This window comes from Modestobacter sp. KNN46-3, assembly GCF_011039295.1.
On record NZ_JAAKGN010000005.1, the window covers coordinates 81,952 to 91,212 of the forward strand.

Sequence of the window (9,261 nt, forward strand, 5' to 3'; positions counted from 1 at the left end):
TGTGCGCCGACCAAGGTCTCCCGGTGCGTGCGCAGCGGGCGGCCGTGGCGCTGACGGCGCTGCTGGCGCTCGCGGGCTGCTCGGGCGGTCCGGGTCCGGTGGCGGCGCCGTCGTCCTCGTCGTCCGCCCCGTCGTCGAGCACCCTCCCTGCCACCCCCGCCCCGGCGGTCGGGGAGGCGCTGACGGCGCTGGAGGGCGAGTTCGACGCCCGGCTGGGGCTCTACGCGGTCGACACCGGGTCCGGGCAGGTCGTCGCGCACCGCGCCGACGAGCGGTTCGGCTACGCCTCCACGCACAAGGCGCTGTCGGCCGCCGCGGTGCTGGACCGGACCAGCGACGCCGAGCTCGACCAGGTCGTCACCTACACCGCCGAGGACCTGGTGCCCCACTCCCCCGTGACCGAGGCACACGTCGGCGCGGGCCTGCCGCTGCGCGAGCTGGCCGCGGCGGCGGTGCAGCACAGCGACAACACCGCGGCGAACCTGCTGTTCGACCGGCTCGGCGGCCCGGCAGGCCTGGAGCAGGCGCTGCGCGACCTCGGCGACGACGTGACGTCGGTGGACCGGACCGAGACCGCGCTGAACACCGCCGTCCCCGGTGACGTGCGGGACACCAGCACGCCCCGCGCCCTGGCCACCGACCTGCAGGCCGTGCTGCTGGGAGACGCCCTCGACCCGGCCGACCGCGACCTGCTCACCGGGTGGATGCGGGACAACGCGACCGGCGGCACCCTCGTCCGGGCCGGCGTGCCGGCGGACTGGCAGGTCGCGGACAAGTCCGGGGGCGGCGGCCACGGCACCCGCAACGACATCGCCGTGGTCTGGCCACCGGACGGCGCCCCGATCGTGCTCGCGGTGCTCTCCAGCCGGGACGAGGCGGACGCCGAGTACTCCGACGCACTCATCGCCCGCGCCACCGACATCGCCGTCACCGCCCTGAGCTGACCCCGTGACCACCGAAATGGCCATTCTGGTGGCCGCAGGGGTGGCCGGGCCGGGGGCTGGGGGGCGCGGGTGTCAGCCCACGGGGATAGCGTCGGAGCGGAGATGAGCCAGTCACTCCCCGCCCCGTCGCCCTCTGCCCTCCGCCGTGCCCTGGTGCGCGCCGAGCGCGGGGTGACGCTGGACGCCACCGAGGCCGAGACCCTGCTGCACGCCCGCGGGCTGGGCGAGGGCGAACCGCTGGACCGGCTGCTGACCGCGGCCTCCCGGGTGCGGAACGCCGGGCTCGCCTCGGCCGGCCGCCCGGGGGTGGTCACGTACAGCCGCAAGGTGTTCATCCCGCTCACCCACCTGTGCCGCGACCGGTGCCACTACTGCACGTTCGTGACCACGCCCGGCCAGCTCCGCGCGCAGGGCAAGGCGCCGTTCCTGTCGCCGGACGAGGTGCTCGACGTCGCCCGGGCCGGGGCCGCGCTGGGGTGCAAGGAGGCGCTGTTCACCCTGGGCGACCGTCCGGAGGAGCGCTGGCCGGTCGCCGCCGAGTGGCTGGAGGCGCACGGCTTCGACTCGACGCTGGGCTACCTGCGGGCGATGGCGATCCGGGTGCTGGAGGAGACCGGGCTGCTCCCCCACCTGAACCCCGGCGTGCTGTCGTGGGAGGAGATCCAGCGGCTCAAGCCGGTCGCCGCCTCGATGGGGATGATGCTGGAGACGACGGCGACCCGGCTCTGGTCGGAGAAGGGCGGCCCGCACTTCGGCAGCCCGGACAAGGAGCCCGCCGTCCGGCTGCGGGTGCTGGAGGACGCCGGCCGTTCCGCCGTCCCGTTCACCACCGGCGTGCTGCTGGGCATCGGGGAGAACTACGCCGAGCGGGTCGACGCGATCGCCGAGATCCGCGCCTCGGCCCGGCGGCACCAGCACGTGCAAGAGGTCATCGTGCAGAACTTCCGGGCCAAGCCGCGCACCGCGATGGCCGCCCACGACGACCTGGACCTGCAGGAGTACGTGGCCGCGGTCGCGGTCAGCCGGCTGATGCTGGGCCCGGCCGCCCGGGTGCAGGCACCGCCGAACCTCAGCGACTCGACCGAGCTCGGCCTGCTGCTGCGTGCCGGCGTCGACGACTGGGGCGGGGTCTCCCCGCTCACCCCTGACCACGTCAACCCGGAGCGGCCGTGGCCGAACATCGACAAGCTCGCCGCGCTGAGCGCCGAGGCCGGGTTCACGCTGCGCGAGCGGCTGGCCGCCCAGCCCGGCTACGTGACCCAGCCCGAGCCGTGGCTGGACCCGCGGGTGCGCCCACACGTCTCCGCGCTCGCCGGCTCCGACGGCCTGGCGGTGGAGGGCCGGCTCCCGGTGGGCCTGCCGTGGCAGGAGCCGGACGAGGCCTGGACCTCCTCCGGCCGGGTCGACCTGCACACCGAGATCGACACCGTGGGCCGCACCGGCGACCGGCGCAGCGACTTCGACGCCGTCTACGGCGACTGGTCGGAGCTGCGCGAGGCGACCGTCGCCGCCCGCGACGGCTCGTCGACCGCGCTGACCGTCGGCGACCGGGAGGTGCTGGCCGCGCTGCTGCACGCCGAGCAGGACCCGGCAGGGCTCTCCGACGCCGAGTACCTGACCCTGCTCGGCGCCGACGGCACCGACCTCGAGCACCTGTGCGCGCTGGCCGACGCCGTCCGCCGGGACGTCAACGGCGACGACGTCACCTACGTGGTGAACCGGAACGTCAACTTCACCAACGTCTGCTACACCGGCTGCCGGTTCTGCGCGTTCGCCCAGCGGCGCACCGACGCCGACGCCTTCACCCTGTCGATGCAGCAGGTCGGCGACCGGGTCGACGAGGCCTGGGCCGGCGGGGCCACCGAGATCTGCATGCAGGGCGGCATCCACCCCGACCTGCCCGGCACCGCCTACTTCGACCTGGCCCGGGAGGTGAAGTCGCGCCGTCCCGACATCCACCTGCACGCCTTCTCGCCGATGGAGGTGGTGAACGGCGCCGCCCGCACCGGGTTGAGCTTCCGCGACTTCCTCACCGCGGCGAAGGAGGCCGGGGTCGACTCCCTCCCCGGCACCGCGGCGGAGATCCTGGACGACGACGTCCGCTGGGTGCTCACCAAGGGCAAGCTGCCGACGGCGACCTGGCTGGAGATCGTCGAGACGGCGCACACCGTGGGCCTGCCGACGACCTCGACGATGATGTACGGCCACGTCGACACCCCCGCCCACTGGGTCGGCCACCTGCGGACCCTGGCTGCGCTCCAGGACCGGACCGGCGGCTTCCGCGAGTTCGTGCTGCTGCCCTTCGTGCACCACAACGCGCCGATCTACCTGGCCGGGGTGGCCCGCCCGGGGCCGACGAACCGGGAGAACCGGGCGGTGCACGCCGTGGCCCGGCTGCTGCTGCACGGTCGGATCGACAACATCCAGACCTCGTGGGTGAAGCTCGGCGACACCGGCACCCAGGCGATGCTCGACGGCGGTGCCAACGACCTGGGCGGCACGCTGATGGAGGAGACGATCAGCCGGATGGCGGGCTCCGGCAACGGGTCGCTGAAGACGATCGCCGAGCTGGAGGCGATGGCCGCCGCGATCGGCCGGCCGGCCCGCCAGCGGACGACGGAGTACGGCACCCCGAGCGCCGAGCGGATGGCCACCGCCCGCTCGGAGGAGGGCCGTCAGGCGCTCACCCTCAAGCTGCTCTGATCAAGGCCGACCATCAGAACCGCAGGGCCATCCCGATCGAGTCCGGTGCCGTCTCGACGAAGCCGTGCCGGGCGTACAGCCGGCGGCCGGGTGGATCGGCGAGCAGGTTGACGTAGGCGTTCGGCGGAGCGACCGCCGCGATGCGTGCCAGCAGCCGGGTGAGCACGGCATCGCCCAGCCCCCGCCGCTGGTGCTCCGGCAGCACCGCCATGTCGACCACGTGGAAGTACCAGCCGCCGTCCCCGATCACCCGGCCCATGGCGACCGCCGTCCCCGAGTGCACCACCGAAGCCGCCGCCCAACTGCCCGACAGGGCCGCGGTGGCCTGGTTCGACGTCTTCGGCGACAGCCCGGACCGCCGCCGCAGTGTCAGGTACTCCTCGACCTGTGGCGCGACGTCGCGCAGCTCGTAGCCCTCTGGGATCACCCGGACATCATGTCGCCCACGTCGCCGGCGAGCCTGGGCCGGCCGGCTCCGGCTGCGGGTGGGTCGGTGGAGTCCGCAGGTGCGGGGCACCTGCCCGTGACACTGGACGTCAGGCGGTCCAGCGGGACGGCGTGCGGCGGCTGTTCGCCCCGCTCGCCGTGCGCGCCCAGGCCGCCTGCAGCACGGCGGCCACCTCGTCGGCCTGCTCCGGCGGCACGCTCAGCGGCAGCCGGAGCCACCGGTCGGCGGTGCCGTCGACGGTGAACCGCGGCCCCGGAGTCACCCGTAGGCCCAGGTCGAGGGCGTGCGCGGCGAGCCGGGTGGAGCTCTCCCCCGGCAGCTGCGCCCAGAGCACCGAGCCGGCCCGCGGCCGCTCGACGCGCCAGTCCGGCAGTCGTGCGGCGAGTGCGGCGAGCAGCCCGTCCCGGGCGGCGGTCAGCCAGCCGACCCGGTCGGCGAGCACGTCGTCGGCGACGGCGAGCAGCCGGGCGGCGACCAACTGCTCCAGCACCGGGCTGCTGAGGTCGACCGTGCCGCGCGCCTGGGCCAGCCGGGCCAGCAGCGTCGGGTCCGCCCGCACCCAGCCCACCCGCAGCCCCGACCAGTACGCCTTGCTCATCGAGCCGAGGGTCACGACCCGGCGGTCGAGCGCGGCGAGCGCGGTGGGCCGGGCGCCGTCGAGCACCAGCTCGGCGAACGTCTCGTCCGTGGCGACCACCGGGGCGTCGACGGCGGCCAGCAACGCCCGGCGCTGGCCGTCGTCGGCGAGCAGGCCGGTCGGGTTCTGCCCGTCCGGGGTCACCAGCGCGACGTCGGCTGCGGCGCCCGGCAGCTCCCAGCCGTCGGCGCCCACCGGCAGCGCGACCGGCCGCAGGTGGTGGGCCGCGAGGCAGTCCAGCGCCGCCGGGTAGGTGGGCTGTTCGACCAGTGCCCGCTGCCCGGGCCGGGTGACGGTGCGCAGCAGCAGGTCCCAGCCCGCCAGCGCCCCGTTGGTGACCAGCACCTGCTCCGGTTCGGTGGCCAGGCCGCGACGGGTCAGGTGCCCGGCGATCGCGGTGCGCAACGCCGGCAGGCCGTAGGGGTGCAGGCCGTGGCCGGCCAGCAGCGGGCGCAGGTCGGCGGTGGCCCCGGCGACGGCGTCGAGCAGCTGGGCGGGTGCCGGGGCCGCCGCGATGGTGAGGTCCCGGACGACGGCCGGCTCCCCCGGGTCGGCGTCCGGGCGGACCGGCGCGGACGACGGCAGGGTCACCCGGCTCCCGGCGCCTGCCGCGCTGTGCAGGTAGCCCTCACCACGCAGCACGTCGTAGGCGGCGGTGACGGTGGTGCGGCTCAGGCCCAGCGCCTGGGCCAGCTGCCGTTCCGACGGCACCCGGGCGCCCACCGACAGCCGGCCGTCGAGCGCGAGGCCGCGGATCCCGGCGGCCACACCGGCGTAGGCCCGGCCGCCGTCCAGCCAGGGTCCCAGGAGGTCGGCCAGCCGGTCGGTGCGCACCGGGCCATCGTCGTCCACTTGGCCCTGTTCGGACAAGGCCAAGCTCGGTTTGGGTGAGGGCATGCTCCTGATCGACCCGATGCCCCTCGACCGTCGCCCCACCCGCGCGGTGCTCCTGCTCGCCGGGCTGCTGCTCTACGGCTTCAGCTCCGGATTGATGCTGCAGGCCGGACTCGGGCAGATGCCGTGGGCCGTGCTGCACCAGGGGCTGTCCCGCAGCTTCGGCCTGTCCATCGGCACCTGGACCATCCTCGTCGGCGCGCTGGTCCTGCTGGCCTGGGTCCCGCTGCGACTCCGGCCGGGCGTCGGGACCGTCGGCAACGTGCTGGTGCTCGGCGTCGCCCTCGACGCCACGCTGGCCCTGGTCCCCGCACCGACCACCCTGTCGGTCCGGGTGCCGCTGCTGCTGGTCGGCATCCTCCTCAACGGGATCGCCACCGGCGCGTACATCGGTGCGGGCCTCGGCGCCGGCCCCCGCGACGGGCTCAGCACCGGCCTGGCCGCGCGCGGGATGTCGCTGCGGGTCGTCCGCACGACGATCGAGGTCGGCGTCCTGGCCACCGGCTGGGCGCTCGGGGGCAACGTCGGCGTCGGCACCGTGCTGTACGCGCTCGGCATCGGCCCGTTGGTGCACCGCACGCTGCCCGCACTGAGCCTGCGTCCGGAGCGGTCAGCAGCGCGGCCGGCGACACCACCGCGCCAGCGGCGGCGATCGCGGAGCTGGGCCGGCCGGCGCACCGTCCCGGCCCTGCGGTCGGGTGCCGGCGCCCGGTCGGCGAGCGAGCGCGTTCCCCGTCCGTGACCGGTACGGCACGATCACCGCAGCACACCGGGCGGGAGGAGAGACGTGCCACGGGTCACCAGCGCCGACGTCGCCCTGGAGAGCGGCGTCAGCCGGACGACGGTGAGCTACGTGCTCAACGACAAGCACGGCGCGATGATCTCCGCCGACACCCGGGAACGGGTGCTGGCCGCGGCGGCCCGGCTCGGCTACTCCCCCTCGGCCGCTGCCCGGACGCTGCGCAGCGGCCGCAGCGACCTGGTGCTCTGCGTGCTGCCGAACTGGACGGTGGGGCCGGTCCTCGACACCGTCCTCGACGAGCTGACCCGGGAGCTGGCCGACCGGCAGCTGTCGGTGCTGGTGCACCACGGCCGGGGGCCTCGCCCGCTGGCGGAGCTCTGGCGGGCGGTCACCCCGCGCGCCGTCGTCGGCTTCACCGAGTTCGGGGCGGAGGACGCCGACGCCATGCGCCGGGCCGGGATCCAGGTGCTCAACACCTCCCTCGACGAGGACCCGCGCGCGGTCTTCGCCGTCCCGCAGACCCGGGTCGGACAGCTGCAGGTGCGGCACCTGGCCGACACCGGGCACGTCCACCTCGGCTGGGCCGCACCCGTCGAGCCCCGGCTCGCCGACTTCGCCGAGCGGCGGCTCAGCGGGGTCCGCGCCGAGTGCGCGCGCCGCGGGCTGGCCGCGCCGGTGGTGCAGGACGTCGACCTGGACGTCGCTTCGGCCACCGCCGCCGTCCGCGCCTGGCGGAGCGCGGGGGTCACCGCGGTGGCCGCCTACAACGACGAGGTGGCGCTCGCGGTCGTCGCCGGCGTGCGCGGCTGCGGGCTGTCGGTACCGGGCGACGTCGCGGTGATCGGGGTCGACGACGTCCCCGCCGCACGGCTGAGCGACCCGGCGCTGACCACCGTCGCCCAGGACGCAGGAGTGCAGGCCCGGGCCATCGCCACCGCCGTCGCCGCGGCGCTGGACGGCGCCCCGGCGCCCGCCCCCGAGCGGGCCGAGGTGCTGCGGCTGGTGGTCCGGGGCTCGGCGTGACCGGCGGGCCGGGGCACGACGCCCCGGCCCGCCGGCGACGGGTCAGCCCGGGTAGTCCACGACGTACTGCGGCGTGCCCTGGGTGCTGGCGTCCGACCGGCCCCCCACGTCGTTGACCACGTTCTCGATCACGCCGATGCCGTCCAGGTGGACGGTCATGACGTGGTGCAGCTGCACGCCCGGCGTGACCGGCACCTCGAACCCCGTCTCGGTGGTGATGCCGGGTTCGGCGTTGCGCTGGTAGCCGTAGACCCCACCGCCGTCCAGCCGGTGCTGCCGGACGTGGTCACCGACCTTGTAGCCGGCCCAGCCGAGCGTGCCGTCCGGCTCCTGCCAGTCGGCCTGCGACGGCGGGTCGTAGGGGATCTCGTTCTGGTACAGCACGACCCGGCCGCGTTCGCCGTTCCAGATGGTGTTGTGCTGCTGGAAGTGCTCGACGAAGAGGCCGGTGGCGGTGACGTCGTCGCCGTTGACGACCACGCCGTTGCGTCCGACGTTGGTCCCCCAGCGGTCGGTGTCGCCGTTGACTCCGGCGGTGAAGTCCTCGACCCCGTGGTCGGCGCGCCACACCCAGGTGTGGTCGATGAGCACGTGGTCGCTGTTCACCTGCAGGGCGACGTCGGCCTTCCCGACGTGCGGGCCGCCGACCCGGAAGTAGACGTCGGACAGCGTCGTCGGGTCCGCCGCGTCGGACCGGGACCGGCCCTTGCCGTCCCCCACCTGCAGCAGCACCGGGGACAGCTGGCTCCCGGCGTCGATGGTGAGCCCGGCGACGACCACGCCCGGCACGTCCTCGACCTCCAGCGGGGTGACCCCGCGGGTGGCGGTGAGCGTCGCGTGCCCGATGCCCAGGACGACGGTGTCCGCCCGCTTGACCTCGAGGCTGTGCGCGACGTCGTAGACCCCGGGGGTGAACAGCAGGTGCCCACCCCGGGCGAGCTGCGCGTTGATCCGCCCGAACCCGGTGTCCGGGGTGACGACCAGGAACTCCGACAGCGGGATGGTGCGCCCGGCGGTCATCCCGTCGTCCCAGCTCACCCCCCGGGTGTCGCGCTGGGCGTCCGGCACCCGGACGGCGTAGCGGCCGCGCTCGTCCAGGAACAGGAACGGCTTCTCCCGGCTGACCGGGGTGGTCTCCAGCGTGGTGTACGGCGGGTCGGGGAACGTGGCGTCGACCGGAGCGCCCTCGACGCCGGAGAAGACCTGGTTCCACACGCCGTTGGTCCACTCGGCGATCACGCTGTTCCGGGTGTACCACTGCTGCTGCGAGCCGTTGATGACGGTGCCGGCGGTCGAGTCGGCGATGAACCCGCCGCTGGCGTACTGCGGCCCCGCGGTGCAGTAGTCCATCAGCGAGAGGTCGCCCCCCTGCACCTGGACCCGGCGCATGGACACCGCCTGGGAGACGGCCCAGAAGTTCGTCGGCGCCCGGCAGCCGTCCTGCCCGGTGCCGTTGACCTGGATCGTCAGGTTCGAGACGGTGCGCCAGAAGTTGTTCAGCGCGATGCAGTTGTCCGGGGCGAGGCAGCGGTTGTAGGTCTCGACCTTGCCGTTGATCACCACGTCGGACGGCGAGGCGCCCAGCCCCGAGATCTCCGTGTAGTAGCCGACCTTGATCTGCAGCGGGTCGCTGTCGGTGCCGTAGGTGCCCGGCTCGAAGAGGTAGGCGTAGCGCTCGGTGCCCATCTCGTTGTCGACCTGCTGGGCGTGGGTGGCGTCGAGGGTGGCCTGGATCTGCTCGACCGCCGTGCTCGGCGAAGACGAACACCGGGTGGCCGCGCAGCACGTGGATCGCGGTCTCCGAGTCGCCGTGGTGGTGGTCGCCGGAGCCGGTGTGCGGAGGCACGCGCGTCTCGCCCATCCACAGCCG

General features: G+C 74.8%; 7 protein-coding genes. 4 read left to right on the forward strand and 3 right to left on the reverse strand.

The window, feature by feature from the left end; genetic code table 11:
• Positions 1-23 precede the first annotated feature (23 nt).
• Positions 24-944 (forward strand): class A beta-lactamase, encoded by a 921-nt coding sequence (gene bla, locus G5C62_RS28940; RefSeq protein ID WP_206330444.1) that lies wholly within the window; start codon positions 24-26, stop codon positions 942-944.
• 102 nt (positions 945-1,046) lie between these two features.
• On the forward strand, positions 1,047-3,647 hold the full coding sequence (locus tag G5C62_RS28945; RefSeq protein WP_164699926.1) for a bifunctional FO biosynthesis protein CofGH: 2,601 nt from the start codon (positions 1,047-1,049) through the stop codon (positions 3,645-3,647).
• A gap of 13 nt (positions 3,648-3,660) precedes the next feature.
• Here the strand turns inward: G5C62_RS28945 and G5C62_RS28950 are convergent, their stop codons facing one another.
• Both G5C62_RS28950 and G5C62_RS28955 read right to left on the reverse strand, forming a co-directional pair.
• The gene (locus tag G5C62_RS28950; protein ID WP_206330443.1) at positions 3,661-4,074 is read right to left on the reverse strand and encodes a GNAT family N-acetyltransferase; all 414 of its coding nucleotides are present in this window, start codon (positions 4,072-4,074) and stop codon (positions 3,661-3,663) included.
• Positions 4,075-4,183: 109 nt separating this feature from the next.
• On the reverse strand, positions 4,184-5,566 hold the full coding sequence (locus tag G5C62_RS28955; protein ID WP_164699925.1) for a PLP-dependent aminotransferase family protein: 1,383 nt from the start codon (positions 5,564-5,566) through the stop codon (positions 4,184-4,186).
• Between the two features lie 61 nt (positions 5,567-5,627).
• Between G5C62_RS28955 and G5C62_RS28960 the strand changes: the two genes are divergently transcribed.
• Positions 5,628-6,368 carry a YitT family protein gene (locus G5C62_RS28960; protein WP_206330442.1) on the forward strand — a complete coding sequence of 247 codons (741 nt, stop codon included), beginning with the start codon at positions 5,628-5,630 and terminating at the stop codon, positions 6,366-6,368.
• 45 nt (positions 6,369-6,413) lie between these two features.
• Complete coding sequence (locus G5C62_RS28965) at positions 6,414-7,391, forward strand: LacI family DNA-binding transcriptional regulator (protein WP_164699924.1); 978 nt, start codon at positions 6,414-6,416, stop codon at positions 7,389-7,391.
• A 42-nt stretch (positions 7,392-7,433) separates the two neighbouring features.
• Here the strand turns inward: G5C62_RS28965 and G5C62_RS28970 are convergent, their stop codons facing one another.
• Positions 7,434-9,077: a glycosyl hydrolase family 28-related protein gene (locus tag G5C62_RS28970; RefSeq protein WP_206330441.1), complete on the reverse strand. Its 1,644-nt coding sequence runs from the start codon at positions 9,075-9,077 to the stop codon at positions 7,434-7,436.
• Between the last annotated feature and the right edge of the window lie 184 nt (positions 9,078-9,261).

Coding starts and splice junctions, on each gene's coding strand:
- G5C62_RS28945 (WP_164699926.1), top strand. CDS start 1,047: ATGAGCCAGTCACTCCCCGCCCCGTCGCCCTCTGCCCTCCGCCGTGCC.
- G5C62_RS28960 (WP_206330442.1), top strand. CDS start 5,628: ATGCTCCTGATCGACCCGATGCCCCTCGACCGTCGCCCCACCCGCGCG.
- G5C62_RS28970 (WP_206330441.1), bottom strand. CDS start 9,077: ATGGGCACCGAGCGCTACGCCTACCTCTTCGAGCCGGGCACCTACGGC.